This is a genomic window from Mycobacterium sp. RTGN4 (assembly GCF_033804635.1).
Lineage (GTDB): Bacteria > Actinomycetota > Actinomycetes > Mycobacteriales > Mycobacteriaceae > Mycobacterium.
In genome coordinates this window covers 61,409-86,872 of sequence record NZ_JAPZLB010000001.1, presented here as the reverse complement: position 1 = coordinate 86,872, position 25,464 = coordinate 61,409, and the positions used below count along the sequence as shown (strand labels likewise).

22 protein-coding genes and 1 tRNA gene are annotated in these 25,464 nt (G+C 64.9%); 13 read left to right on the top strand and 10 right to left on the bottom strand.

Translation table 11 applies throughout. The annotated features are described in order from the left end of the window. Positions 1–3: 3 nt before the first annotated feature. The 3 genes from SLQ30_RS00390 to SLQ30_RS00380 form a co-directional block, all read right to left on the bottom strand. On the bottom strand, positions 4–1,287 hold the full coding sequence (locus SLQ30_RS00390) for an adenylate/guanylate cyclase domain-containing protein (RefSeq protein WP_413467891.1): 1,284 nt from the start codon (positions 1,285–1,287) through the stop codon (positions 4–6). 336 nt (positions 1,288–1,623) lie between these two features. Further along, on the bottom strand, positions 1,624–1,854 hold the full coding sequence (locus SLQ30_RS00385; RefSeq protein ID WP_319444874.1) for a hypothetical protein: 231 nt from the start codon (positions 1,852–1,854) through the stop codon (positions 1,624–1,626). Between the two features lie 249 nt (positions 1,855–2,103). Further along, positions 2,104–2,177, bottom strand: a tRNA-Leu gene (locus SLQ30_RS00380). Between the two features lie 94 nt (positions 2,178–2,271). On the opposite strand from SLQ30_RS00380, the gene SLQ30_RS00375 reads away from it, so the two are divergent. The 6 genes from SLQ30_RS00375 to SLQ30_RS00350 all read left to right on the top strand — a co-directional run bounded on the left by SLQ30_RS00375 (position 2,272) and on the right by SLQ30_RS00350 (position 8,204). Continuing rightward, positions 2,272–2,883 carry an ANTAR domain-containing response regulator gene (locus SLQ30_RS00375; RefSeq protein WP_319444873.1) on the top strand — a complete coding sequence of 204 codons (612 nt, stop codon included), beginning with the start codon at positions 2,272–2,274 and terminating at the stop codon, positions 2,881–2,883. Positions 2,884–3,059: 176 nt separating this feature from the next. Then, positions 3,060–4,280 carry a branched-chain amino acid ABC transporter substrate-binding protein gene (locus SLQ30_RS00370; protein ID WP_319444872.1) on the top strand — a complete coding sequence of 407 codons (1,221 nt, stop codon included), beginning with the start codon at positions 3,060–3,062 and terminating at the stop codon, positions 4,278–4,280. Between the two features lie 82 nt (positions 4,281–4,362). Beyond that, on the top strand, positions 4,363–5,400 hold the full coding sequence (locus tag SLQ30_RS00365; protein WP_319444871.1) for a branched-chain amino acid ABC transporter permease: 1,038 nt from the start codon (positions 4,363–4,365) through the stop codon (positions 5,398–5,400). Further along, positions 5,397–6,602, top strand: coding sequence for a branched-chain amino acid ABC transporter permease (locus tag SLQ30_RS00360; protein ID WP_413467890.1), 1,206 nt, complete (start codon positions 5,397–5,399; stop codon positions 6,600–6,602). The genes SLQ30_RS00365 and SLQ30_RS00360 overlap by 4 nt, the downstream gene beginning before the upstream one ends. Then, a complete protein-coding gene (locus SLQ30_RS00355) occupies positions 6,599–7,438 on the top strand; it encodes an ABC transporter ATP-binding protein (RefSeq protein WP_319444870.1) in 840 nt (279 codons plus the stop codon). Before SLQ30_RS00360 ends, SLQ30_RS00355 begins: the two co-directional genes overlap by 4 nt. Then, positions 7,422–8,204 (top strand): ABC transporter ATP-binding protein, encoded by a 783-nt coding sequence (locus SLQ30_RS00350; protein ID WP_319444869.1) that lies wholly within the window; start codon positions 7,422–7,424, stop codon positions 8,202–8,204. The genes SLQ30_RS00355 and SLQ30_RS00350 overlap by 17 nt, the downstream gene beginning before the upstream one ends. A 52-nt stretch (positions 8,205–8,256) precedes the next feature. On the opposite strand, the gene SLQ30_RS00345 is transcribed toward SLQ30_RS00350, so the two are convergent. The 3 genes from SLQ30_RS00345 to SLQ30_RS00335 form a co-directional block, all read right to left on the bottom strand. After that, on the bottom strand, positions 8,257–9,504 hold the full coding sequence (locus SLQ30_RS00345) for a lipid-transfer protein (RefSeq protein ID WP_319444868.1): 1,248 nt from the start codon (positions 9,502–9,504) through the stop codon (positions 8,257–8,259). After that, a complete protein-coding gene (locus tag SLQ30_RS00340; RefSeq protein ID WP_319445544.1) occupies positions 9,489–9,917 on the bottom strand; it encodes a Zn-ribbon domain-containing OB-fold protein in 429 nt (142 codons plus the stop codon). Before SLQ30_RS00340 ends, SLQ30_RS00345 begins: the two co-directional genes overlap by 16 nt. 72 nt (positions 9,918–9,989) lie before the next feature. Continuing rightward, the gene (locus SLQ30_RS00335; RefSeq protein WP_319444867.1) at positions 9,990–11,426 is read right to left on the bottom strand and encodes an ArnT family glycosyltransferase; all 1,437 of its coding nucleotides are present in this window, start codon (positions 11,424–11,426) and stop codon (positions 9,990–9,992) included. A 145-nt stretch (positions 11,427–11,571) separates the two neighbouring features. Between SLQ30_RS00335 and polA the strand changes: the two genes are divergently transcribed. Continuing rightward, positions 11,572–14,232: a DNA polymerase I gene (polA, locus tag SLQ30_RS00330; RefSeq protein WP_319445543.1), complete on the top strand. Its 2,661-nt coding sequence runs from the start codon at positions 11,572–11,574 to the stop codon at positions 14,230–14,232. A 7-nt stretch (positions 14,233–14,239) separates the two neighbouring features. On the opposite strand, the gene SLQ30_RS00325 is transcribed toward polA, so the two are convergent. After that, positions 14,240–14,938: a TetR/AcrR family transcriptional regulator gene (locus SLQ30_RS00325; RefSeq protein ID WP_319444866.1), complete on the bottom strand. Its 699-nt coding sequence runs from the start codon at positions 14,936–14,938 to the stop codon at positions 14,240–14,242. Between the two features lie 134 nt (positions 14,939–15,072). Between SLQ30_RS00325 and SLQ30_RS00320 the strand changes: the two genes are divergently transcribed. Genes SLQ30_RS00320 through SLQ30_RS00310 form a run of 3 tightly spaced genes read left to right on the top strand, consistent with a single transcriptional unit; the run spans position 15,073 to position 17,992 of the window. Next, complete coding sequence (locus tag SLQ30_RS00320) at positions 15,073–16,008, top strand: phytanoyl-CoA dioxygenase family protein (protein WP_319444865.1); 936 nt, start codon at positions 15,073–15,075, stop codon at positions 16,006–16,008. Continuing rightward, the gene (locus tag SLQ30_RS00315) at positions 16,005–16,412 is read left to right on the top strand and encodes a RidA family protein (RefSeq protein ID WP_319444864.1); all 408 of its coding nucleotides are present in this window, start codon (positions 16,005–16,007) and stop codon (positions 16,410–16,412) included. Before SLQ30_RS00320 ends, SLQ30_RS00315 begins: the two co-directional genes overlap by 4 nt. A gap of 17 nt (positions 16,413–16,429) precedes the next feature. Next, positions 16,430–17,992 carry an APC family permease gene (locus SLQ30_RS00310; protein WP_319444863.1) on the top strand — a complete coding sequence of 521 codons (1,563 nt, stop codon included), beginning with the start codon at positions 16,430–16,432 and terminating at the stop codon, positions 17,990–17,992. A 7-nt stretch (positions 17,993–17,999) separates the two neighbouring features. Here the strand turns inward: SLQ30_RS00310 and SLQ30_RS00305 are convergent, their stop codons facing one another. Continuing rightward, positions 18,000–19,151 carry a PrsW family intramembrane metalloprotease gene (locus SLQ30_RS00305; RefSeq protein WP_319445542.1) on the bottom strand — a complete coding sequence of 384 codons (1,152 nt, stop codon included), beginning with the start codon at positions 19,149–19,151 and terminating at the stop codon, positions 18,000–18,002. 163 nt (positions 19,152–19,314) lie between these two features. Between SLQ30_RS00305 and rpsA the strand changes: the two genes are divergently transcribed. Both rpsA and coaE read left to right on the top strand, forming a co-directional pair. Further along, complete coding sequence (gene rpsA, locus SLQ30_RS00300; protein ID WP_319444862.1) at positions 19,315–20,766, top strand: 30S ribosomal protein S1; 1,452 nt, start codon at positions 19,315–19,317, stop codon at positions 20,764–20,766. Between the two features lie 81 nt (positions 20,767–20,847). Then, complete coding sequence (coaE, locus tag SLQ30_RS00295) at positions 20,848–22,062, top strand: dephospho-CoA kinase (RefSeq protein WP_319444861.1); 1,215 nt, start codon at positions 20,848–20,850, stop codon at positions 22,060–22,062. 25 nt (positions 22,063–22,087) lie between these two features. Here the strand turns inward: coaE and SLQ30_RS00290 are convergent, their stop codons facing one another. Both SLQ30_RS00290 and SLQ30_RS00285 read right to left on the bottom strand, forming a co-directional pair. Beyond that, entirely contained in the window at positions 22,088–22,684 is a 597-nt protein-coding gene (locus tag SLQ30_RS00290; protein ID WP_319444860.1) for a hypothetical protein, read from the bottom strand. Between the two features lie 11 nt (positions 22,685–22,695). After that, positions 22,696–23,202 carry a DUF402 domain-containing protein gene (locus SLQ30_RS00285; protein ID WP_319445541.1) on the bottom strand — a complete coding sequence of 169 codons (507 nt, stop codon included), beginning with the start codon at positions 23,200–23,202 and terminating at the stop codon, positions 22,696–22,698. A 71-nt stretch (positions 23,203–23,273) separates the two neighbouring features. On the opposite strand from SLQ30_RS00285, the gene uvrB reads away from it, so the two are divergent. Beyond that, positions 23,274–25,433 carry an excinuclease ABC subunit UvrB gene (gene uvrB, locus SLQ30_RS00280; protein ID WP_319444859.1) on the top strand — a complete coding sequence of 720 codons (2,160 nt, stop codon included), beginning with the start codon at positions 23,274–23,276 and terminating at the stop codon, positions 25,431–25,433. Positions 25,434–25,464 lie beyond the last annotated feature (31 nt).

Genomic DNA, 25,464 nt, shown 5'->3' with positions numbered 1-25,464 from the left:
CGGTCAGCGGCGGCCGGTCAGGTACCAGGTCTGCATCATGCCCTTGCCCTTCACGTCGATCTCACCGCGCTCCTCGAATTCGAACCGTCCGCTGAGGAGCTGATACACGTTGTCCGGCACCTGAATTCGCCCCTCGACGTCGGTACTCTCCATGCGGGCGGCGACGTTGACGGCATCACCCCACACGTCGTAGAAGAACTTGCGCGCCCCGACGACGCCGGCCACCACCGGCCCGGAGGCCACGCCGATGCGGAGCGGGACCTCGCGGCCCTGCGGGTCGGTGAGGCCGGCGACCGCGTCGGCCATGTCCAGCGCGAGGCTCGCCAACGCCTCGAGGTGATCCGGCCGCGGTTCCGGCACCCCACTGACCACCATGTAGGAGTCTCCGCTGGTCTTCACCTTCTCGAGTCCGTGTCGGTCGACCAACGCGTCCAGGTCCGTGTAGAGCGCGTCGAGGAACCGGACGAGTTCTGTTGGGGGCGTGTCGCTTGCGCGCTTGGTGTAGCCGGCGATGTCGGCGAACAGAATCGACGCGTCGTCGTATCTGTCGGCAATGATGTTGTGCGCCGGGTCCTTCAACCGCTTCGCAATCGACGCGGGCAGGATGTTGGCGAGTAGCGACTCGGACCGTTGGTACTCGATCTCCATGGCTTCCTCGGCGCGGGCGGTCTCACGCATGGCGAACCAGACCGTCGCGATGATGAACACCCAGACCGCGACCACGTTGATGACGAAACCCATCCGGAACGCCCAGTCGGGCTGCACGCCGGTGTTGTGGGGCACCCACATCTCCAGTGCGATCACGGTAACCGCCCCGACCGCGGCGAGGGCCGAGGCGATCACCATGTGCTCGATGCCGAGCACGAGCACCACGAGCGACGCGGCGACGACGTAGTAGAAGTGCAAGCCGCTCGAGGTGCCGACGTAGATGCTGACGACGGTGATCACCGTGTAGGCGGCCAGGATGAACACCAAGGGCGCCAGCAGGTCGCCATACCGGTACAGCTTGGGAATCAGCAGGAACACCAACCCGGCCGCCAGGTTGACGAAACCGATCCAGAGCGCTTGCTGTACGAAGACGAACTGTTGGAACCCGAAGAGGACACTAACCGCGGCGCCGATTCGGGTCGCAAGCGTCAGAACGCGTAACTGGCGCGATGTGCTTTCGGCCCGATGGTGGGCGCGTCCCTTGTTCAGGGCGTCCATCGCGACGGCGGGCACACACGACGAGCGCCGGAGTGCCAGCTTCCTGCCGACCGGCGGCGCGTCACCCTCGTCGACCGCCACTGCTAGAGCGTAGCCCGGCTAGGCGGCTTTTCGGGTCGGTTCAGTGCACGCGGACCATCTTCACGCCGGGAGTAGGCGCCAACGTGCTGGTCGACCAGACATACGAAATCGGTTGTGTTGCAATATTTCTGAATACTCAACTTGGCGATACGCGTGGGCGGTCATGATGCTTTCGACGCCCCGTGGTTACTCGCTGTCACTCGTTACGGTGGCGGCGGCTTAGCGTCCAGCAAACTGTCGTACTTTGCCGAATGTTTTGCTACGCAACAACATTCGACAGTATGGTACATCTGTGTGAAGCTGAGTCGATGCGAGCGGGTGTCCCATGAGCCTTTTTTACGATCCCAGCGTCGTACCGCTCTTCTTTGCCATCGATACCATGCTGAGCGTGGTCGGCTGGATGATTTCCACCCAATGAGACAAGGCGGACCTGCGAAGCTGGTCTAACGGGTTGCCGACCGCGACTGAGTTCGGTTGCGCGGCCTTTCCTGGGATGCGTTTGCCGGCGACGTCATACCCGGACAGTTCGAAATCGCGAATCGCCCGGTTCTCAACAGGTTTGCGCACTACCAATGCTTCGAAATATCAAGCGCCGCATCAGAGTGGACCTAGAACCTGAGCGCCGGACGCGTCTGATGTCCGCAGCCGCCCACGCGAATCCACGCCGGACGTCTGCGCCGATTTGTTCGGCGATCTTGGTTCGACGACCGATCGGGGTGAAAGCGGTGTCGGTGGTCCTACGATGAAAGGCCCGTTACGGCCGCCTAGCGAACGAATAAATCGTCTCTAGCAGCGTAGATGCCGCCACAGCTTGGGTGCCCTCGGTGAGATTCGAACTCACACTGCACGGGTTTTGAATCCGTTTCCTCTGCCAGTTGGGATACGAGGGCTTTATCGTGCGGTCTCCCACGATAAAGGATGGCGGAATGTGTCGGTCACGGCCCCGCGGTCGCTGATCGGCACGCGTCACGCGACAATGTGCGAATGACCGGGTCACTGACGGATGCCGACAAGCCGCGCCGTGTTCTCATCGCCGAGGACGAAGCACTCATTCGCCTCGACCTCGCCGAGATGCTCCGCGAAGAAGGGTACGACGTCGTTGGCGAGGCGGGCGACGGCCAAGAGGCCGTGGACCTCGCCGAGAGCCTGAAGCCGGACCTGGTGATCATGGACGTCAAGATGCCGCGCAGGGACGGCATCGACGCCGCGGCCGAGATCGCGCAGAAGCGGATTGCCCCGGTCCTCGTGCTGACGGCGTTCTCGCAGCGCGAACTCGTCGAGCGAGCGCGTGACGCAGGTGCCATGGCCTATCTGGTCAAGCCGTTCTCGATTACGGACCTGATTCCGGCGATCGAATTGGCCGTTAGCCGGTACGGCGAGCTGGCAGCCCTGGAGACCGAGGTCGCCAGCCTGTCCGAGCGGCTCGAGACCCGCAAGCTCGTGGAACGTGCCAAGGGTTTGCTGCAGGAGAAGCAGGGGATGACCGAACCCGAGGCCTTCAAGTGGATCCAACGTGCCGCCATGGATCGTCGCACCACGATGAAGAGGGTCGCCGAGGTAGTGCTGGAGACGTTGGACAGCCCGGGCGACGCGTAAACACTGCGTTTCCAGACACGCCGATCGACCCGGTCACACAGCCGATACTCAGTCCGCATTTCGCAACATCACGCACGTGAGCCGTGTGTTGGCTATGTTCAACCCGAAGCATCGGCGCCACGTCATTCAGGCGCTACGTCACCGATGCCGATGACAACGTTGATTCGGAGGAACTAGTGCGCAGTCGCATGGCACGGAGTGCATTTGCTCTCGCAAGCGCGGGCCTGCTCGTAGTCGGCATCGCCGGCTGCAACAAGCAGTCCACGCCCGAGCAGGGCGACACGGCCCAGACCAATTTGAAGATCGTCGAGCAAGTGCAGATCGACGAGAACGGTGGGGAAGTCAAGGCCGCGGAGGGCGCCGCACCCGCAAATCCCGCAGGCGACGGAAAGGCCACCTGCCCGCCCGTATCGATCGCCATGGCGGGCGCGCTCACCGGAGCGGACGCTGCGCTCGGCATCAACATCAAGAACGGCGTGCAGCTGGCCATCGACCAGCACAACAAGGCCAACCCCGGCTGCCAGGTGCAGCTGAAGCCGTTCGACACCGAGGGCGATCCGCAGAAGGCGACCGGCATTGCTCCTCAGATCGTCGACGACCCGTTCACCATCGGCCTCGTCGGCCCGGCGTTCTCGGGCGAGACCAAGGCCACCGGCACGGTATTCGACCAGGCCGGGCTGGTGGCGGCCACGGCGTCGGCGACCAACCCCACGCTGAGTGAGAACGGGTGGAAGACTTTTTTCCGCGGACTTGCCAATGACGCGGTGCAGGGGCCTTCGGTGGCCAACTATCTGAAGAACACGCTGAAGTACAAGAAGATCTGCGTGATCGATGACAGCACCGACTACGGCCTTGGCCTCGCGGAGGCGGTCCGCAACACGCTCGGACCCGTCGCGGACTCGGGCTGCAACATCCAGGTGAAGAAGGGCGACAAGGACTTCTCCGCTGCGGTCACGCAGGTCAAGGGGATCGCCCCCGACGCGGTCTTCTACGGCGGCTACTACTCAGAGGCGGCCCCGCTGGTGCAGCAGCTGAAGGACGGCGGCGTCACGGCCACCTTCGTCAGCGCCGACGGCACCAAGGACCCGGAGTTCGTCAAGCAGGCTGGCGAGGCGTCCAAGGACGCGCTGCTGTCCTGCCCGTGCGGTCCCGCGACGGGTGCGTTCGCCGACGAATACACCAAGGCGTTCAACGGAACTGCGCCTGGCACGTACAGCACAGAGGGCTACGACCTGGGCACCATTCTGCTGAAGGGCATCGACTCGGGTGCGATCACGCGGCCGGCGCTGCTGGACTACGTCAAGAACTACAACGGCCAGGGCGTGGCCCGTAACTACCAGTGGACGGACAAGGGTGAGCTGACTACGAACCTGATCTGGATCTTCAAGGTTCAGTAGCCACTCCCACGGGACGCGCCCGAGACTAAGTAGTCTCGGGCGCGTCTCGTATCCAGACCCCGTCGCGAGGAGCCGCCCCCGGATGTTCCACGAGTGCATCGACCAAGTCGTCTGTCAGGCGGCCAACATCAACTTCAACGTCGATGGGCTGCTCAACGGCTTTTGGCAATTGACGGTCGATGGGCTGTCCTGGGGTGCCATCTACGCCTTGGTGGCCGTCGGTTACACCCTGGTCTTCGGGGTGCTCCGGCTGATCAACTTCGCCCACTCCGAGATCTTCATGCTCGGCATGTTCGGCGCGTACTTCTGCCTTGACTACATCCTGGGTTTCTCGCCGAGCGGCAATGCCTACAACAAGGGCATCGGGCTGACGATCCTCTACCTGGCGATCGCGATGATCTTCGCGATGCTGGTGTCCGGATCCGCCGCGATTGGGCTGGAAGCCGTGGCCTACCGGCCGTTGCGCCGCCGCAACGCGCGGCCATTGACCTTCCTGATAACCGCAATCGGAATGTCGTTCGTACTACAGGAATTCGTGCACTTCATTCTGCCGCGGATCATCCCTGGCTACGGCGGATCCAACGCACAGCAGCCAATCATCTTGGTGCAGCCGAAGACTCAGTTCACGATCTTCGGCGCATCGGTCTCCAACGTCACGATCGTCATCATCGCGTCGGCAATGGTGCTCGCGCTGCTCACCGACATCGCGATCAACCGCACCAAGTTCGGGCGCGGAATCCGCGCCGTGGCACAAGATTCGACGACGGCCACGCTCATGGGCGTCTCCCGCGAACGCATCATCATGACCACGTTCCTGATCGGCGGTCTGCTCGCCGGAGCGGCCGCGCTGCTCTACACCCTGAAGGTGCCGCAGGGCATCATCTATTCGGGTGGCTTCTTGCTCGGCATCAAGGCGTTCTCCGCCGCCGTGCTCGGTGGCATCGGCAACCTGCGTGGCGCACTGCTCGGCGGTCTTCTGCTTGGCGTGATGGAGAACTACGGACAGGCCGTCTTCGGGACGCAATGGCGTGACGTGGTGGCCTTCGTCCTGCTTGTGCTCGTACTGCTCATCCGGCCGACCGGCATTCTCGGTGAGAGCCTCGGAAAGGCAAGAGCGTGAGCGCCGAGGAGAATTCGACAAACCCGCCGAACAAGCGGACGAGCGCGCTCCTGGCTCCTGGCGACGTCATCCGCAGTGAGTGGGCGAACCTCGGCCGGATTCCCAAGTGGGTCGTCGGCATGATGTTGTTCGCCCTGTTGGCCATGCTTCCGCTCGCGACGCCGCCCTTCCTTGACACGCCCGGGATCAGCTTTGGCGCCACGATGGCGCAATTCGTCATGGTGGCGATCATCGCGATCGGACTGAACGTCGTCGTCGGCCAGGCCGGGTTGCTCGACCTCGGATACGTCGGCTTCTATGCCGTCGGCGCGTACACCGTCGCATTGCTCACCAGCCCGTCGAGCCCGTGGAATCAGGTGGGGGTCAACGGATTCCTGCACTCCGACTGGGCGTGGCTGGCGTGTGTGCCGCTGGCTATGGGCGTGACGGCGTTGGCCGGCTTGATCCTTGGCACCCCCACCCTGCGTTTGCGTGGGGACTACCTCGCGATCGTGACGCTTGGCTTCGGCGAGATCATTCGACTGCTCGCCGACAACCTGTCCGACATCACCAACGGCTCGCGCGGACTGGATCGGATCGCCTATCCGCGGCTGTTGGAGAACCCGCACCGACCCAATGGCGTCTTCTCCAACGGCAACGCGGCGGGTGACATGAATTACGGCACCTGGTGGTTCTGGCTGGGCCTGATCCTGATGGTCGTCATCCTGCTGTTCGTCGGCAATCTGGAGCGCAGTCGGGTCGGCCGGGCCTGGGTGGCGATCCGTGAAGACGAGGACGCCGCAGAAGTCATGGGCGTCAACACCTTCAAGTTCAAACTGTGGGCCTTCGTGATCGGAGCGGGCATCGGCGGGCTCTCGGGTGCGCTGTACGCCGGGCAGGTTCAGTACGTCGCGCCGACGAACTTCAACATCATCAACTCGATGCTGTTTCTGGTCGCCGTCGTGCTCGGCGGTCAGGGCAATAAATTGGGCGTGATCTTCGGTGCCTTCATCATCGTGTACCTACCGAACCGCCTGCTCGGCGTGACTGTGTTCGGGGTCAACCTCGGTGACCTCAAGTACCTGTTCTTCGGGTTGGCATTGGTGGTGCTGATGATCTTCCGGCCGCAGGGGCTCTTCCCGGTTCGTCAACAACTACTCGCGTATGGCAGGACGGCGCGCAAGCTGCTGCGCAGCGCAGACGACGAGAAGGCGGCGGCATGAACGAACCGCTGATCGACGAGGAACTCGCCTCGCTCAACCGCGACATGAACGCGGCCGAAGGTGAAATCCTGCTCCAGACAAACGAACTCACCGTGAAGTTCGGCGGCCTGACGGCGCTGGACGCGGTGACGTTCGGCATCAAGCGCGGAGAGATCCTCGGGCTGATCGGGCCCAACGGGGCGGGCAAGACGACGTGCTTCAACGCGATCACCGGCGTCTATCGGCCGAGTTCGGGTTCGGTGACGTTCGACGGGGCACCGCTCGGAAAGATCAAGCGCCACCAGATCACCCGCCGGGGAATCGCCAGGACGTTCCAGAACATTCGGTTGTGGGGCGAGATGACGGCGTTGGAGAACGTCGTGGTCGGCACTGACGCCAGGCACCACACGTCCGTGCCGGGAGCCTTGCTTCGGACATCCCGACATCGGCGTGAGGAGAAGTCGGCCATCGAAAAGGCGGCCGCACTACTTCAGTTCGTCGGCATCGCGCACCGCGGCGAGGAGAAGGCGAAGAACCTGCCGTACGGGGATCAGCGTCGCCTGGAGATCGCCCGCGCGCTCGCGACCGAACCGAAGCTGCTGTGTCTGGACGAGCCGGCGGCGGGCTTCAACCCCAGCGAGAAGGCGGCCCTGATCGAGCTCATCCAGGCCATCCGCGACGACGGGTACACGGTGCTGCTCATCGAGCACGACATGCGCCTGGTAATGGGCGTCACCGACCGCATCGTGGTGCTGGAGTTCGGCCGGAAGATCGCCGACGGCCTGCCCGCCGAGATCCGCGAGGACCCGAAGGTCATCGCCGCGTATTTGGGGGTGCCCGATGACGAACTCGCCTGAGCCGACCGCGGTTGACGTAGATGCTCCGGTCGACCTCGATCCCCGGCCCGTCCTGCTGGAGGTCCGCGACGTCGTCGTGCACTACGGGCGGATCGAAGCCCTGCACGGCATCTCGCTCGTTGTACGCGAAGGCGAACTGGTCACGCTGCTTGGCTCCAACGGTGCTGGCAAGACGACCATGATGCGCGCGATCTCGGGGCTGCGTCCGCTGTCCGCGGGCTCGGTATGGTTCGACGGCAAGGACGTGACGAAGGTCAAGGCCCACCGCAGGGTGGCCGACGGGCTGATCCAGGCGCCCGAGGGCCGCGGCGTCTTCCCAGGGATGACCGTCGTCGAGAACCTCGAAATGGGTTGTTACGGAAGGAAGTTTCCGTCCAAGTCCGAGCATCGTGAAAAGCTCGACTGGGTGTTCGAGACGTTCCCGCGGCTCGCCGAGCGTCGCTCGCAGGTCGGTGGCACGCTATCCGGTGGCGAGCAACAGATGCTGGCGATCGGCCGTGCGCTGATGGCTCGGCCCAAGGTGCTGCTGCTCGACGAGCCGTCGATGGGGTTGGCGCCCATGGTGATATCCCAGATCTTCAAGATCATCTCGGAAATCAATGCACAAGGCACCACCGTGCTGCTTGTCGAGCAGAACGCGCAGCAGGCGCTGAGCCGTTCGGACCGGGCCTACATCCTGGAGACCGGCCGGGTCACGCGCAGCGGCGTCGCACGGGAGCTGTTGAAGGACGACAGCATTCGCGCCGCCTATCTCGGCGTGGCCTAGCGATTCGTGGAGTATTTCCGGCGCTGAGCGCCGGAAAGACTCCCCCAATCCGCTAGCGCGCGACGATCACGGACGAGCCGTGGCCGAACAAGCCCTGGTTGGCGGTCACGCCGACCGTGGCGCCCTCGACCTGACGGCCGGTGGCCTGGCCACGCAGCTGCCAGGTGAGCTCGCAGACCTGAGCGATGGCTTGGGCGGGGATGGCCTCGCCGAAGCAGGCCAGTCCGCCCGATGCGTTGACGGGCACACGACCGCCGATGGTGGTTGCGCCGCTGCGCAGCAACGACTCGGCCTCGCCCTTGGCGCAGAGCCCGAGGTGTTCGTACCAGTCGAGCTCCAACGCGGTGGACAGGTCGTACACCTCGGCCAGGCTGACGTCCTCGGGGCCGATGCCGGCCTCGGCATAGGCGGCGTCGAGGATCTGATCCTTGAAGACGCGGTCGGGGCCGGGCACCACGGCGGTGGAATCCGTTGCGATGTCCGGCAATTCGGGTAGGTGCTGCGGGTACCGGGGCGTAACGGTGCTGACGGCGCGCACCGACGGCACGCCCTCGAGTGAACCGAGGTGCTTCTCGGCGAACGACTTGCTGGCCACGATGAGCGCGGCCGCCCCGTCGGAGGTGGCGCAGATGTCGAGTTGCCGTAGCGGGTCGGAGACCACCGGGCTGGCGAGCACATCCTCGACCGCGGATTCCTTGCGGTAGCGGGCATTCGGGTTCTGCAGGCCGTGGCGGGAGTTCTTTACCTTGACTTGGGCGAAGTCCTCGGCCGTCGCGCCGTAGAGGTCCATGCGGCGCCGGGCCAGCAGCGCGAAGTACACCGGGTTCATCGCGCCGATCAGGTGGAAGCGCTGCCAGTCCGGATCGTTCTTGCGCTCGCCGCCAACCGGCGCGAAGGCGCCCTTGGGGGTGGTGTCGGCACCGATGACCAGTGCCACATCGCAGAATCCGGCCAGGATGTGGGCACGCGCGCTCTGAAGCGCCTGCGACCCGCTCGCGCAGGCCGCGTAGCTCGAGCTGACGGGGACGCCGTTCCAGCCCAGTTTCTGGGCGAACGTCGACCCTGCGATGAAGCCGGGGTAGCCGTTGCGGATGGTGTCGGCGCCCGCCACAAACTGGATCTGCTGCCAGTCCAGTCCGGCTTCGGCGAGTGCGGCGCGCGCTGCGACGACGCCGTACTCCGTGAAGTCCTGACCCCACTTGCCCCAGGGGTGCATGCCGGCGCCAAGGATGTAGAGCGGTTCCGGCGGGCCGGAGCGAAGCGACTCGGGGGATGTTTCGGGGCTCATGCGATCCTCCATGCGTAGACGCTGCGCACGAAGCCGTCGTCGTCGGTGTAGAGCGGCATCGTGGTGAGTTCCATCTCCATGCCTACCTTGAGGTCGGCGGCCAAGGTGCCCTCGACGACCTTGCCCAAGATGATCAGTCCTTCGTCGGCGAGTTCCACCGCCGCGATGGCGAACGGCTCGAACGGGTCTGCCGCCGGATAGGGAGCAGGTGGGGGATACCGATTCTCGGTGTAGCTCCACACCTTGCCGCGCCGCGACAGTGGTACCTGCTCGAGTACATCGCCGACACACGCTGGGTTCGGGCAGTTGTTGGCCCGCGGAGGGAACACGTAGGTACCGCACTGCGTGCACTTGCCCGCGATGAGATGCGGATCCCCTGCGTCGTCGGTGGTGAACCACCCATCGATCGCCGGTAGGTGGTTGATGGCTTCGGCTGCTCCTGGCACGGACGTCAGACTACCGACCCGAGCAGCGGAACTGAAACGTGTTGCAGTTCGTCACGCAACGCTCAGCGTGCGCAGCCGTGCCCAAAGCACGTCCCACGGCTCGCGTCGTTCCGTCAGCAACCACGCCTTGATCTCGCCCGAGACGTCGCCGACTTCGGCGACGCGTCCGAAGTAAGGCCGCCACCGAGTGGGATCCGACCCGACGAACAGCACCACGTCCTGGTCGTCCCGCGGTGGGTCGAAGTAGCCGTAGCTGCGAGTGGTGCTGAAGGCCTCCGGTAGGCCGTAGCGCTCGGCGTAACCGTCGAGGTATGCGGCCACGATGTACGACTCGCCGACGACCGCGGTTCGGTCGCGTTGCTGCTCCGGTAGGCGGTGATACACGTCCGCGGTGTGCGCGGCGATCTGTTCGGGCACGTCGGAGCGCGTCAAGATCGCACCGAGGATCAGCGCCGCGACGGCGGCGACTGCGCTCAGCGCGTACACCGGCCATGCCGCCCATCGCCAGCGTGTTGGACCCGCTTCGCGCCGCCGCTGGAGACCGAGCGCTCCGGCAGCGGCGAACAACGCATACCCGCCACCGAGGTAGTAGGGCCGGCCGCCGGTGGCGACGAACACCACGTACAGCACCAGGAAAGCGGCTGCGAGAAAACGGTATTCACGCAACTCCTCGGCGCGCAGCAAGCGCCAGACCCCGTATCCGAGCAGCATCGTCATCGCTACTCCCGCGAACACGATCAACGTCACGGCGATGCCGGGACGCCCGCCGTACAGCGGGCCCGCCTCCTGGGCCACGATCGGTGCCATCTTCAGCTGAGGCCAACCGTGCATCGCCTGCCAGACCAGCGTCGGGGAGGCGATCACCGCAGCGAGCCCGGTGCCCGCCCACAACGCCGGCGTGCGAAGAAGCGATCTCGGCCCGAACGCCGCAACAGCCACCAGCATCACCGCGCACAGCAGCAGCACCTGGAACTTCGTCATCGCCGCGACGCCGACCACTACGCCCGGCATCAGCAACAGGCGGTCGTCCCTCGTGCGGATCCATCGCACGAGCAACCAGAGCAAGAGCAGCCATTCGACCGGTTCCAGTGTGTATGGGGTGAGCCAGTGCCCGGCCAGGTTGGTCCACAGTGCTGTCGCCTGGGCGGCCGCCACTAGCAGCTGTGCGCGCCTGTCGCAGCCCAGTTCGCGCGCGATCAGGCCTGCCACCACCACGCAGCCCGCCGTCGCGACGATGGCGGGAATCCGCAGTGCCACAACGGAACCTGGAAAAAGCGTATCGACTAAGGCGGCAACGGCGGGGGTCAGTGGAGGCTGATCGGCCGAACCCCAGTCGAGATGATGACGGCCGATGGCCACCATGTACACCTCGTCGAACCAGTACCCGGAGCCGACGATCGCGGCAATGAGCTGAGCCGACGCGACCACACCCGCCATGGACCAGATGGGTCCGGCGGCGAACGGCGCGATCGGTTTCGTATCAGGCATGGGTTCCACAGCGGCGATGAGTTCGACGCCGAGGATAACCCGGGCGTTGACGCCGCGGTCGCGCGAAGGTGGCCGAATGGGCGTCGGTGGGCCTGCATAGAGTAGGGCTGTGAGCCCGGCCAAGACAGACACCAAGCCGACATTGATGCTGCTAGATGGCAATTCATTGGCCTTCCGGGCGTTCTATGCGCTGCCCGCGGAGAACTTCAAGACCCAGGGCGGGTTGACCACCAACGCGGTATACGGATTCACCGCCATGCTGATCAACCTCATGCGCGACGAGCAGCCCACTCACATGGCCGCGGCGTTCGACGTGTCGCGGCAGACGTTCCGCAAGGAGAAGTACCCGGAGTACAAGGAGGGCCGCTCGGCCACCCCGGACGAATTCCGCGGTCAAATCGACATCACCAAGGAGGTGCTTGGCGCGCTCGGCATCACCGTGCTCGCCGAGCCGGGGTTCGAGGCCGACGACATCATCGCGACGCTGGCGACCCAGGCCGAGCAGGCGGGCTACCGGGTGCTCGTCGTCACCGGTGACCGCGACGCCCTCCAGCTCGTCAGTGACGACGTCACCGTGCTCTATCCGATCAAGGGAGTCAGTGAGCTCACCAGGTTCACTCCCGACGCCGTGCTCGCGAAGTATGGGCTCACGCCCACTCAATATCCGGATTTCGCCGCCCTGCGTGGCGACCCGAGTGACAACCTGCCCGGCATTCCCGGGGTGGGGGAGAAGACCGCCACGAAGTGGATCGTCGAGTACGGCTCGCTGCAGTCCCTCGTCGACAACGTCGACGAGGTGCGCGGCAAGGTCGGTGATGCACTGCGCTCCAACCTTTCTCACGTGATCCTCAATCGCGAGCTGACCGAGCTGGTCAAGGCGGTTCCGCTACCGCAGACACCGGACACCCTCGGCTTGCAGCCGTGGGATCGCGACCAGATCCACCGGCTCTTCGACGACCTCGAGTTCAGGGTTCTGCGCGACCGGCTGTTCGAGACGCTCTCCTCTGCGGACCCCGAGGTGGACCAGGGGTTCGACGTTCGCGGTGGCGTGCTCGAGCCCGGTCATCTCGCAGGCTGGCTGTCTGCGCACAGCCACGGTGCCCGCTCAGGGCTCGCCGTGGTGGGCACTCATCTCGCGTTCGACGCCGATGCCACCGCGCTGGCCATCGCGGCCGCCGACGGAGAGGGTTGCTTCCTGGACACCGCCACGCTGAACCCCGAGGACGAAGCCGCGTTGGCCTCGTGGTTGGCAGACGTCGACGCACCCAAGGCACTGCACGAGGCCAAGCTCGCGATGCACGACGTGGCGGGCAGGGGCTGGACGCTCGCGGGCGTCAGCTCTGACACGGCGCTGGCCGCCTACCTGGTGCGGCCCGGCCAGCGCAGCTTCGCGCTCGACGACCTGTCGCTTCGCTATCTGCGACGTGAACTTCGTGCGGATAATCCTGAGCAACAACAACTTTCACTGCTCGATGACGACGAGGGCGTCGACGACCAGGCCGTGCAGACGCTGCTCTTGAGGGCCTCGGCCGTGGCTGACCTCGCCGAAGCGCTCGACGAGGAGTTGGCCCGCATAGATTCATCGGCACTACTGGGCCAGATGGAGCTGCCGGTGCAACGCGTGCTCGCCGAACTCGAACACACGGGCATCGCCGTCGACCTGGACCTGTTCGGCACCCTGCAGAGCCAGTTCGGCGACCAGATCCGTGACGCGGCCGAAGCTGCGTACGGCGTGATCGGCAAGCAGATCAATCTCGGTTCGCCGAAGCAGCTCCAGGTCGTGCTCTTCGACGAACTCGAGATGCCGAAGACCAAGCGCACCAAGACCGGCTACACCACCGACGCCGACGCATTGCAGACGTTGTTCGACAAGACCGGTCACCCGTTCCTGCAGCACCTGTTGGCCCACCGCGACGCCACCCGGCTCAAGGTCACCGTCGACGGGCTGCTGAACTCGGTGGCCTCCGACGGCCGGATCCACACCACGTTCAACCAGACCATCGCCGCTACCGGCCGGTTGTCCTCGACCGAGCCGAACCTGCAGAACATCCCGATCCGCACCGAGGCGGGCAGGCAGATCCGCGACGGCTTCGTGGTGGGGGCCGGCTACGCCGAGTTGATGACGGCCGACTACAGCCAGATCGAGATGCGCATCATGGCCCACCTGTCCGGCGATGAAGGGCTGATCGAAGCCTTCAACACCGGCGAGGACCTGCACTCGTTCGTCGCATCCCGGGCGTTTGGCGTGCCCATCGACGAGGTCACCGCGGAGCTTCGACGCCGCGTCAAGGCCATGTCATACGGGCTCGCGTACGGACTCAGTGCCTACGGGCTGGCCGCGCAGCTCAAGATCTCCACCGAAGAGGCCAAAGTCCAGATGGAGGCCTACTTCTCACGATTCGGCGGGGTGCGGGACTATCTGCAGTCGGTGGTCGACCAGGCCCGCAAGGACGGCTACACGTCGACCGTGTTGGGTCGGCGCCGCTACCTGCCGGAACTCGACAGCAGCAACCGCAATGTTCGCGAGGCCGCCGAGCGGGCAGCACTAAATGCGCCGATCCAGGGCAGCGCCGCCGACATCATCAAGGTCGCGATGATCAACGTCGACTCCGCGATCAAGGAAGCGGGCCTGAAATCCCGCATGCTGTTGCAGGTGCACGACGAGCTGCTCTTCGAGGTCGCGGACGGCGAGCGCGACACCCTCGAGACGCTTGTTCGCGACAAGATGGGTGGGGCCTATCCGCTCGACGTTCCGCTCGAGGTGTCCGTCGGTTACGGGCGCAGCTGGGACGCTGCCGCACACTGACACAGCGTCACAATAGGAAGCAGCCGATGTAGTCGACGCTGGCGCGCGTCATTTCATCGAGCATGTTCTTGTCGCCAGCCCGATCGTTGCGGTAGGCGAGGTCCAAACCCTTGTCGAGCATGCCGACGAGGACTTGCGTCACGATGTCCATCGGCACGTCTGGTGCGTCTGGCCTGGTTTCCGTCACGCTGGCAGCGAGGTAGGCAGCGAGTGCGTCGTCGTGTAGCCGGTTCGCCTGCAGCATGCGCCCGGTGAACTCGGCGGAGAACCAGAGCGACCTGAATCCCGATGAGGCATCGAAGAACTCGATGACGGTGTCGATCCCAGCGACCAGCGTGGTACGCCAGTCGGGCCCGGCCAGACTGAAGCCGACGTCATCTAGCTGGCGGTCAAGCCGTACCAATCCGCTGACCATGACCTCTTCGAGAAGCGCTTCGCGATCATCGAAGAAGTTGTAGAGCCAACCGATGGATACCTCTGCCCGCGCCGCCACGGACGTCGTCGTGACTGCCTCGGGCCCCGTCTCGTCCAGGAATGCCGCAGTGGACTGCAGGACGCGGGCCAGCTTCTCCTGGCTGCGCGATTGGATTGCCGAGCGCCTGGCGCCGACCTGCGGCATGACCGGAACCATCAGGTCCGCGAGGCGTGCCGGCGTAATGAGCCCTTTACCGACGGGCAGCGCGGCAGAAATCTGAGACTGATTCACTTTCAGTTGTCACCTTCCTGCGGACGCCGCTTCACTGCCGAAGCCCCCCGAGCCCCCTGGCTAGGTCGACTCTAGCCCACCGAGGTCACGCCGCCGTTCGCCTCGCAGGCCATCGAAATGATTGGAGTTCGTTCATGCCCAAATACCATCTGCCGCCCACCGCTACATCCGCCGAAGTGTCGGCGGCGATTCGCAAGGATGGCTTCGTCATCGTCGACAATCTCGTCTCGAACGAGGTCATGGACCGAGTTGCTGAGGAGCTCGACGACTACATCGACCTCACGCCGCTCGGCAACGACGACTTCGTCGGCAGGCACACGCGGCGTACCGGCTCGTTGATCCCGCGCTCGCCGGCCAGCCGTGAGCTCGTCACTCATCCGCTGGTGCTCGACACCACCGCGGACTTGTTGCACAAGGCCACCGTCTATCAGCTGCACCTCACCCAGGTGATCTCGGTCCTTCCCGGCGAGACGCATCAGCCGCTGCACCGTGACGAGCTTGCGTGGGACTTCTTCCCCTTCCCGCTCGACTACGACGTGCAGTGCAACACCATGTGGGCGATGACCGACTTCACGGTCGAGAACGGTGCGACGCGCATCGCGCCGGGAAGTCACCTCCTCGAGGGCAAGCAGACCTACGAGGACGACGATCCCAGGATCGTGCGCGCCGAAATGGAGCGCGGTTCGATGTTCTTCTACTCCGGCAAGGTCTATCACGGCGCGGCTGCGAACAAGACGGACAGCATCCGCCAGGGGATCAACATCACCTACTGCGTCGGCTGGGTCCGCCAGGAAGAGAACCAATATCTGTCGACGCCCATCGAGGTTGCGCGCACGCTCCACGACGACCTGCTCAAGTTGATGGGCTACCAAATGGGTGGACTGGCAGTGGGATACATCCGGGACTTCGAAGATCCGATGGCTGCGATCCGTGACGACATGCCGAAGAAGCAGTACGAGTTCGCGTCGTTGACCAAGAAGACCGACCACCTCAATTCGGAGTTCATGGACTCGTTCCACGACGAGTTAGTGAACGCCGAAAGCCCAGCTGTCGCAGGGGGAATGGCATGATCGCGCGCAGCAATCCGGAGATCGGCTACGTCGACGAATCCACGTTCGAGCTCCTGGGCTTCAGTCAGGTGGTCCGCGCCAACGACACCGTCTACTACTCCGGAATCGCGCCATTCACCGGCGCCCCACCAGAATTCACGGTCATCGGCACGGGATCCATGGAAGCGCAGGTGCTCTTCTTGATGGACATCCTGGAGCGCTGTCTGGAATCCGAGCATCAGACGCTGGAGAACCTGGTGGCCGTCACGGTATATGCGACCGACGTTCCGGCCTTGATGGCCACCGCCGAGCTGTTCGCGAAGCGATTCGGCGCGGCACCCCCGACCAGTACCTGGCTAGGCGTCACGGCGCTGGCCCATCCCGATCAACTCGTCGAGCTCACCGCCACCGCGGTCGATCTCTAGGCAGATGGAGCACTCACGTGACCGCAAATCCTGAGCTCGTCGCGGCGCCTCACATGGTGAAGGAGCCGGAGGAACCGGGCCTCGCCAAGGGCGTCATCAACTTGCCCGGCGTCCTGTTCGTTGCCATCGCGACGATGGCGCCCGGTGCAGGCGCGGCATACGCCGTCAGCACCGGTGCGCTGTTCGGCGGTGGGGCGCTACCGCTGTCGGTGGTGTTCGCCCTCGTCGGGAGCCTGCTGGTGGCGACGGCGATCGGCCAACTCGCCAAACACATTTCGTCGGCAGGCGGGCTGGCGTCCTACGTCGGCACCGCCATGCACACCGGCGTAGGTTTCGTCATCGCATGGGCGTATCCCTTCATGTATCTGTTCGCGATGCCATACCTCGCGTTGGTGTTCGGCAACCTGCTGGCCACGACGGTGGCCCCCGACGGCGGCACCGCCTTCAACGTCGTATGGACGGTCGCGGCGCTGGCCTGTCTGGCCGGGGCGTTCGCCACCAACTTCTTCGGTGTCGAGATCGGCGTCCGGTTCGGGTTGATACTCGGCCTCTTCGAGATCGCGGTGCTGGTCGTCATGTCGGTATGGATGATCTTCGCTGCCGGCGACGCCAACAGCCTGTCGCTGTTCACCCCGTCGGCCGCCACGGTGCCAGGGTTCGAGGGAATGGGCGGTGTGATCGCCGCCTCCGTCTACGGCTTTCTCGCGTTCATCGGATTCGAGGCGGCCGCGCCCCTAGCCGAGGAAACGAAGAACCCCCGCAAAACGGTCCCTCGCGCGGTGATGTTGTCCTGCTTGCTGATTGGCCTGTTCTACGTCCTCACCTCCTACTCGTCGGCGGTGTACTTCGGACCGGACAAGATGGCCGAGTTCATGGCGTACCACGGCGGCAATGCGTGGATCGGACTGGCCACGAACCTGTGGGGCGGCGGCTGGGTGATCTTGTTGACGGTATTGCTGGTCTCGTCGTTCGCATGCATGAATGGCGCGGCCCTGGCCGCCACCCGGAGCATCATGGCGATGGGGCGCAGCGGGACGCTGCCGAAGTTGTTCGGTCACGTTCACCCGCGCTGGCGGTCGCCGTCGACGGCGATCACGGTGTTCTTCGTCCTTGGCGCGATTCTCACGGTGGTGGGCGGCTACGTGTGGGATCCGGTGACGGCGTACGCGATGTTCGGCACCGCCCTGACGGTCGCCGTGCTGCCGATCTACTTCGTGACGGCGCTGGCCTGTCCGGTGTACTACCTGCGCTACCGACGGGCCGAGTTCAACGTGTTCCTGCACCTCGTCGCGCCAGTGCTCGGTGCGGCCCTGCTGATTCCCGCGTTTTGCGCGGGGGCAGGCATTCCGGCGTTCAGCTTCGCGACGGCGCTGAGTTGGCCGTTGAGTCTGGCCGGTCCGGTCGTCGCCGCGTGGTACCTGATCGGAATTGCAGTGATGGGGTATCTGCTCGTGAAGCGCCGGTCCAGCCTGCAGTTGCTGGCGGGCAACACCGTCGATCCCGAGCCCGCACCGCCCACGTCGGCCGCACGCGAGCAGTCGCCGGGTCTCGACGGTGGGCTGGCCCTTGAAGCCGGGTGAGGCTGGACTAACGACCGGGCGGCGTGGGGGCCCGGTAGGCGGCCAGGTACTGCAGCGACGGCGCGGCCGAGCGCGCCGCGAGCACCCAGTAGGCCTCCTCGTTCTGCAGTGCGACCACCCGTGCGTCGCCGAACCCGCGGTCGATGCGATCGCGGACGAAGGCCAGTTCCACCACCTGCGCTGCGAAGTCCTTGACGCCCTTGGCTGCGGACTTTCCAGAATGTCTCGTCACCTCGGCGAAGGCCAGCTTGCGAGCCTTGATCGAGCCCAGCCAGGTCGCCTCGTTCGCCGTAATCAGGTTGGCTGACACCATCCCCGGCAACTTGGAGCCCACGACCCGCTGCTCGCGGCGGCGGCTGGCGATGGCAAGCCAAATCGCCAACCCGAACACCGGCACCATCCAGAGCACGTAGACCAGTAGATACGTCTCGACGCCCAGCACGGCCGAGCCGTTCCACAACGCGTGCATGACCACCGCGCCCAGGTAGCCGAGCAGTATGCAGCCCACCTTGGCGAGCACGTTGCGCTGCTTCAACGCGAAGTACACGCCGATGCCGGTGAAGCAGGTGAAGAGCGGATGGGCGAACGGTCCCAAGACCAGCCGCAGCCCCGCGAGCAGGAGCGATTGGCCCACCGTCTCGCCTCCTGCGATGTACATGATGTTCTCCACCCACGCGAAGCCGATCGCCGTCATGCCGGCGTACACCAGGCAATCGGTCAAGGAGTTGAGCTCGTTGCGGCGGACGCCGGTCATCATGAGCAGCAGGAACGCGCCTTTGAGTGCTTCTTCGACGAGGGGAGCGCCGATTGCGGTGACGGCGGCTTCGGAGGGCACCACGGACGCGAAGAGCATCTCCAACACCACGGAGACGACGACGGCGACCGAAGCGCCCCAGACGAAGGCGAACACCAGCAGTCGCGACGGTTCCGGCTCCCACCGGTCCAGCCATAGGAAGGCCAGCACGACGACGACCATGGCAACGGTGGCCAGGACGAAGCCGATGGTGGTGCCGACCGGATTGATCGCGGTGAACAGGAGCACGATGAGCCCGGCGATGCTGCCGAGCGCGATGATCACCCCGAGCGGTGCACCAACCTTGCGGATCCGCCTCGGAAACGGCGGAATGAAGGGCTGCGGCGGCGGCGAAGACGATGGCATCGCTGGGTAGTGCACTTCAGTAGGGTAGCGGTCCCCAAGGACCCGAGTTTGTCCAGCGTGTGCCCGGGCGAGTACTCTCTACGAGTACTCGTGTGCGCATTATCGCGAGTAACACCAACATCAACTGTCACTACGATCAAACCTGTCCGGAGCCACCCACCAAATGCCAAGTCCTTCCATCACCTCGCCGCAAGTAGCCATCAACGATATTGGCTCGGCCGAGGACTTTCTCGCCGCGATCGACAAGACCATCAAGTACTTCAACGATGGCGACATCGTCGAAGGCACCATCGTCAAGGTCGACCGTGACGAAGTCTTGCTCGACATCGGTTACAAGACTGAAGGGGTCATCCCCTCCCGTGAACTCTCCATCAAGCACGACGTCGACCCCTCAGAGGTTGTGTCCGTCGGCGATGAGGTGGAAGCGCTGGTCCTCACCAAGGAGGACAAGGAAGGCCGCCTGATCCTGTCCAAGAAGCGCGCTCAGTACGAGCGCGCCTGGGGCACGATCGAAGAGCTCAAGGAGAAGGACGAGGCCGTCAAGGGTGTCGTCATCGAGGTCGTCAAGGGTGGGCTCATCCTCGACATCGGCCTGCGCGGCTTCCTGCCCGCGTCGCTGGTCGAGATGCGTCGCGTCCGCGATCTTCAGCCGTACATCGGCAAGGAGATCGAGGCCAAGATCATCGAGCTCGACAAGAACCGCAACAACGTGGTGCTGAGCCGCCGCGCCTGGTTGGAGCAGACCCAGTCCGAGGTGCGTAGCGAGTTCCTCAACCAGCTGACCAAGGGCGCCGTCCGCAAGGGTGTCGTCTCGTCGATCGTCAACTTCGGCGCGTTCGTCGATCTCGGCGGTGTCGACGGCCTGGTGCACGTCTCCGAACTGTCCTGGAAGCACATCGACCACCCGTCCGAGGTCGTTCAGGTTGGCGACGAGGTCACCGTCGAGGTGCTCGACGTCGACATGGATCGCGAGCGGGTTTCGTTGTCGCTCAAGGCCACTCAGGAAGACCCGTGGCGCCACTTCGCGCGTACCCACGCGATCGGGCAGATCGTTCCGGGCAAGGTCACCAAGCTGGTGCCGTTCGGTGCGTTCGTCCGCGTCGAGGAGGGCATCGAGGGCCTGGTGCACATCTCGGAGCTTTCCGAGCGCCACGTCGAGGTCCCGGACCAGGTTGTCCAGGTCGGCGACGACGCCATGGTCAAGGTCATCGACATCGACCTGGATCGCCGCCGCATCTCGCTGAGCCTCAAGCAGGCCAACGAGGACTACACCGAGGAGTTCGATCCCTCGAAGTACGGCATGGCCGACAGCTACGACGAGGCGGGCAACTACATCTTCCCCGAGGGTTTCGATTCCGAGACCAACGAATGGCTCGAGGGCTTCGACAAGCAGCGTGACGAGTGGGAGGCCCGGTACGCCGAGGCCGAGCGCCGCCACAAGATGCACACCGCGCAGATGGAGAAGTTCGCCGCGGCCGACGCGGAGGCAGCCAGCAGGCCCGCCACCGCCAACGGCTCGTCGTCTTCGTCCAGTTCGGGCGAGCCGTCCGGCGGAACGCTGGCGAGCGACGCCCAGCTGGCCGCGCTGCGAGAGAAGCTCGCGGGCAACGCCTAAACAAGAACCACTCATTCGCCGAGTGAAGCCACGCAGGAAGTCCTCGCGACTTCCTGCGTGGTTTATTTTGTGAGGACTCACATGCTGCGTATCGGATTGACCGGAGGTATCGGCGCCGGGAAGTCAACGGTGTCTGCGACATTCAGCGAGCTCGGCGGGATCGTCGTCGACGGCGACGTGATTTCTCGGGAGGTCGTCGAGCCGGGGACCGAGGGGTTGGCCGCGTTGGTAGAGGCGTTCGGCGCCGAGATCCTGCTCCGCGACGGTGCGCTCAACCGGCCCGCGTTGGCTGCCGTGGCATTCAGCGACGACGAGCAGCGCAAGAAGCTCAACGGCATCGTGCACCCGCTGGTAGGCAAGCGGCGTGAGGAACTCATCGCCGCTGCGCCGGCAGGTGCCGTCATCGTCGAGGACATTCCGCTGCTCGTCGAGTCGCAAATGGCGCCGATGTTCCCCCTGGTGATCATCGTGAATGCCGATGCGGAGCTTCGGGTCGCGCGGCTCATCGAACACCGCGGCTTCAGTGAAGCCGACGCCAGGGCGCGCATTGCGGCTCAGGCGACGGAGGACCAACGCAGGGCCGTCGCCGACGTCTGGCTGGACAACTCCGGGAGTTCCGCGGACCTCAAGCAGCGAGCCGCGGACCTGTGGCATCACCGCGTCATGCCATTCGCGCAGAATCTGGACGCAGGTGCCCCCGCTGCGGCCCAACCTCGGCTGGTGTCGGCAGATCCGACGTGGGCCGAACAGGCGACGCGCATCGTCAACCGGCTGAATACGGCATGCGGGCATCGAGCGCTGCGCATCGACCACATCGGCTCGACCGCCGTCCCCGAACTGGACGCCAAGGACGTCATCGACGTGCAGGTGACGGTCGCGTCGCTGGAACTCGCCGACGAGCTGCGCGACGCGCTGGTGGCCGCGGGGTACCCGCGCGTCACTGACGTCACCTCGGACGTGGCCAAGCCCGACGCGCGCAGCACTGCCACACAGTTCGACCACACCGACGATGCTGCGTTGTGGGAGAAGCGGTTTCACGCTTCAGCGGATCCGGGGCGGCCGACCAACGTGCACGTGCGGGTCGATGGCTGGCCCGGCCAGCAGTTCGCACTTCTGTTCAGGGACTGGCTGACTGCCGATACCGCGGCGCGCGAGGACTATCTGGCGCTCAAACGGCGGGTGGCTGCGGGTGGTCACGAGACCACGGGTACCTACGCCGAAGCAAAGGAGCCGTGGGTTGCGGTGGCCTATCGACGCGCGTGGGAATGGGCGGACGCCACCTCCTGGCGGCCTTGACCGCGAACGGCTAGCAAGCAGGGCGTCACGCGGCGCTGGGCGCGGAATCCTCAGCGGGCGGCGCCGCCGGTGGCTCATCGGCCGGCGGCGGGTCGACCGGGGCAGTGTTCCCGGTGGGGAAGTTGGTCACCGTTCCGCAGCTCAGCACGCCGTATCCCGGATCGTCGTGCTGCGGAGTGAGTCGGGGCGCGACGAATTGCTCTGCCTCCGCGATGACCTGGTCGTCCACCAGGATCTCGCAGTGCAGGCTCGCGGAGTACGGCCACTGGATAGACACCTGCATGCCGGCCTTCTGCGCTTGCGACACCACACCCGTCGCCTCGAAGGTGCGCCCGGGCACCATGGTCGGGTCTGCGGTGTTCACCTGGTCGTCGGCAATCGCGTATGAGATCGTCGCGCCCCGCGAAACGCCGTCCACGCGCGCCCTGTAGGTCACGTTGTAGGGCCCAGGGCCGAGGTCGGCCAACGGCTTCGCGGGCGGGGCGTCGACCGGTTGCTGGGTCACGTCGGGTCCAGGCGGAACCTCGGGGTCGGCGTGGGCGACTGCCGGAAGGAACTGTGCACCGCAGAGCAGGACGGCAGCCACCGATGCGGCCGCTCGTACACGCTTAGTAGAGCTCATGATCGCCGACATTACGCGGTCCGCCAGGTCAGGACCATTCCGCGGCTCCCCAGCCAACGCTCGAGGTGATATCCGTGACTGGCCAGGCCGTCAATCGCGGTGACCGCGGTGTGCGTCGCCTGAGCAGCGGTTTCCGGGGTCAAGTGGCCGTCCTTCACCGCCATCATCAGCTCGTCTACGTCGATCAAGGCGACGTCACGACCCGTCCGCACAACCAGGTCGAGATAGTGGTCCTCCGACGTCCACACGTCTCCGACCCGGGTGAACCGACCGACGTCGAGGTAGTAGTCCTGGTCGCGCTCGTGACCGGGATTGAAGTGGAAGATCGTGGCACGCAGCCCCAACTCGGGCAATAGCCAGGATTCGATGTAGTGGAACTGTTCGCGCCCCGGCGTTGGCCGGGCCAGGTACAAGCCCCAGGGCCGTTCGGTGTAGACGTCGACCGCCCGCACGACGCCCTTAGGGTCGGTGTTGGTGTAGGCGGCGACGTCGAAGGTCTCGCGCTTGGGAGCGTGGATGGGGCCAGCATAGGGCGGGGCGGGGCTCAGGGAACAAGAAGATGTCGGTATCTGGTTCTAGTCTGGAGACCATGGCTTTCGCGACCGAATACCCCGTCCTCGCGCACTCCGAGCATCGCCCCGTCGATGCCGTGGTGCGCGCAGGCGGCACGTTCGAGGTAGTCAGCGAGTTCGAGCCGGCGGGCGACCAGCCGGCGGCGATCGCGGATCTCGAGAAGCGGATCGCTGCGGGGGAGCGCGACATCGTGTTGCTCGGCGCCACCGGCACCGGCAAGTCGGCCACCACCGCCTGGCTCATCGAGAAGTTGCAACGGCCCACGTTGGTCATGGCACCGAACAAGACGTTGGCTGCCCAGCTGGCCAACGAACTGCGGGACATGTTGCCGCACAACGCAGTCGAGTACTTCGTGTCGTATTACGACTACTACCAACCCGAGGCGTACATCGCTCAAACGGATACCTACATCGAGAAGGACAGCTCGGTCAACGACGACGTCGAGCGGCTCCGGCACTCGGCCACGTCGAGCCTGCTGTCGCGACGCGACGTGGTGGTGGTGGCGTCGGTGTCCTGCATCTACGGGCTCGGCACGCCACAGTCCTATCTGGATCGCTCGGTCGAGTTGAAGGTCGGCGATGAGGTGCCGCGCGACAGCCTGCTGCGACTCCTGGTGGACGTGCAGTACAGCCGCAATGACATGGCGTTCACCAGGGGATCGTTCCGGGTGCGCGGTGACACCGTGGAGATCATCCCGTCGTACGAGGAACTGGCCGTGCGCATCGAGTACTTCGGTGACGAGATCGAGGCGCTGTACTACATGCATCCGCTGACCGGCGACGTCGTTCGCAAGGTCGACTCGTTGCGCGTCTTTCCAGCGACCCACTACGTGGCCGGTCCGGAACGGATGTCCCAGGCGATCTCCTCGATCGAACAGGAACTGGAGGAGCGGCTGGCGGAACTCGAGGGTCAGGGCAAGTTGCTCGAGGCCCAGCGCCTGCGGATGCGCACCAACTACGACGTCGAGATGATGAAGCAGGTCGGGTTCTGCTCGGGGATCGAGAACTACTCGCGCCACATCGATGGCCGCGGCGCCGGTACCGCGCCTGCGACGTTGATCGACTACTTCCCCGAAGACTTCCTGATGGTGATCGACGAGTCACACGTCACGGTGCCGCAGATCGGCGGTATGTACGAGGGCGACATGTCGCGCAAGCGCAACCTCGTCGACTTCGGTTTCCGGCTGCCCTCAGCTGTCGACAACAGGCCGTTGACCTGGGAGGAGTTCGCCAACCGCATCGGACAGACGGTCTACCTGTCGGCCACCCCGGGGCCGTACGAGCTGAGCCAGTCCGGCGGTGAGTTCGTCGAGCAGGTCATTCGCCCGACCGGACTGGTCGATCCGCAGATCGTCGTCAAGCCCACCAAGGGTCAGATCGACGATCTCATCGGTGAGATTCGTAAGCGCACCGCAGCGGACGAGCGCGTGCTCGTCACCACCTTGACCAAGAAGATGGCCGAGGACCTGACCGACTACCTGTTGGAGACCGGCATCCGGGTGCGCTACCTGCACTCCGAGGTCGACACGCTGCGCCGCGTCGAGTTGCTCCGTCAGCTTCGGCTGGGGGAGTACGACGTGCTCGTCGGCATCAATCTGCTCCGCGAGGGTCTCGACCTACCCGAGGTGTCGCTGGTGTCGATCCTGGACGCCGACAAGGAAGGCTTCTTGCGCTCGGCGCGCAGCTTGATCCAGACCATCGGTCGCGCGGCCCGCAATGTCTCGGGCGAGGTCCACATGTACGCCGACAAGATCACCGACTCGATGCGCGAGGCCATCGACGAGACCGACCGTCGACGGGCCAAACAGGTCGCCTACAACACCGAACACGGGCTGGATCCCCAACCGCTGCGCAAGAAGATTGCCGACATCCTCGACCAGGTGTATCGCGAGGCCGACGACACAGAGACCATCGAGGTCGGCGGGTCGGGGCGGAACGCGTCGCGCGGTCGACGCGCCCAAGGCGAACCGGGCCGGGCCGTCAGTGCCGGGGTCTACGAGGGGCGCGACACCAAGAGCATGCCGCGCGCCGAACTGGCCGACCTGATCAAGGACATGACTGCCCAGATGATGGCGGCGGCCCGCGATCTGCAGTTCGAGTTGGCGGCCCGCATCCGTGACGAGATCGCAGATTTGAAGAAGGAACTGCGCGGAATGGACGCCGCAGGGCTGAAGTAGTGCGCCCGCCGGATGAGAAATCGCTTGATCT

Coding starts and splice junctions, on each gene's coding strand:
- SLQ30_RS00375 (WP_319444873.1), top strand. CDS start 2,272: ATGACCGGGTCACTGACGGATGCCGACAAGCCGCGCCGTGTTCTCATC.
- SLQ30_RS00365 (WP_319444871.1), top strand. CDS start 4,363: ATGTTCCACGAGTGCATCGACCAAGTCGTCTGTCAGGCGGCCAACATC.
- SLQ30_RS00355 (WP_319444870.1), top strand. CDS start 6,599: ATGAACGAACCGCTGATCGACGAGGAACTCGCCTCGCTCAACCGCGAC.
- SLQ30_RS00350 (WP_319444869.1), top strand. CDS start 7,422: ATGACGAACTCGCCTGAGCCGACCGCGGTTGACGTAGATGCTCCGGTC.
- SLQ30_RS00345 (WP_319444868.1), bottom strand. CDS start 9,504: ATGGAGGATCGCATGAGCCCCGAAACATCCCCCGAGTCGCTTCGCTCC.
- SLQ30_RS00335 (WP_319444867.1), bottom strand. CDS start 11,426: ATGCCTGATACGAAACCGATCGCGCCGTTCGCCGCCGGACCCATCTGG.
- polA (WP_319445543.1), top strand. CDS start 11,572: ATGCTGCTAGATGGCAATTCATTGGCCTTCCGGGCGTTCTATGCGCTG.
- SLQ30_RS00320 (WP_319444865.1), top strand. CDS start 15,073: ATGCCCAAATACCATCTGCCGCCCACCGCTACATCCGCCGAAGTGTCG.
- SLQ30_RS00315 (WP_319444864.1), top strand. CDS start 16,005: ATGATCGCGCGCAGCAATCCGGAGATCGGCTACGTCGACGAATCCACG.
- SLQ30_RS00305 (WP_319445542.1), bottom strand. CDS start 19,151: ATGCCATCGTCTTCGCCGCCGCCGCAGCCCTTCATTCCGCCGTTTCCG.
- rpsA (WP_319444862.1), top strand. CDS start 19,315: ATGCCAAGTCCTTCCATCACCTCGCCGCAAGTAGCCATCAACGATATT.
- coaE (WP_319444861.1), top strand. CDS start 20,848: ATGCTGCGTATCGGATTGACCGGAGGTATCGGCGCCGGGAAGTCAACG.
- SLQ30_RS00290 (WP_319444860.1), bottom strand. CDS start 22,684: ATGAGCTCTACTAAGCGTGTACGAGCGGCCGCATCGGTGGCTGCCGTC.
- uvrB (WP_319444859.1), top strand. CDS start 23,274: ATGGCTTTCGCGACCGAATACCCCGTCCTCGCGCACTCCGAGCATCGC.